This is a genomic window from Haloferax sp. Atlit-6N (assembly GCF_003383195.1).
GTDB classification, from domain to species: Archaea; Halobacteriota; Halobacteria; order Halobacteriales; family Haloferacaceae; genus Haloferax; species Haloferax gibbonsii.
This window is the reverse complement of sequence record NZ_QEQJ01000431.1, coordinates 1-431: the sequence shown is the minus strand read 5'-3', so window position 1 is coordinate 431 and position 431 is coordinate 1. Positions and strand designations below refer to the sequence as shown.

The 431-nt window shown below is 70.1% G+C and carries 1 pseudogene; it reads right to left on the bottom strand.

The features are described from left to right. Nucleotides 1-431, bottom strand: a pseudogene (locus DEQ92_RS23050) (DNA mismatch repair protein); the annotation flags it as partial.

Here is a 431-nt window from a genome sequence, read left to right as displayed (position 1 = left end):
CCACGAGAGAGGTCGGTCTCCTGTGCGATGTACTCCACGAACGCGGACCGGAAATCGTCGAGCGACCGGACACCGCGCGACTGGATAGTTTCGAGCACGTCGAACGAGCCAGATTCGAGGTCTTTCGCCGTTTCGAGGCGGTCGCGCATGCGGTCGAGGCGGTCGTCCGCACCGGGGGCGACCGACCCGTCGTTGTCGACGTAGCCGAGCGCACCGAGCGCATCGCGGAGGGCGTCGGGGTCGGCCTCGTCGAGCGCGTCGAACGTCTCGCCTCGGAGACCGGCCTCCCGGAGTTCGAGTGCGGCGTGGACGGCAGCGCGCTCGGTCTCGCCCGCCTCGTCGTAGGCCCGGAAGGCTTCCTCGACGGACGCGCGAGCGTCATCGTCGAGGGCAGCCCACGCGTCCTTGGCGGCGAGGACGCGGTCGAGTCG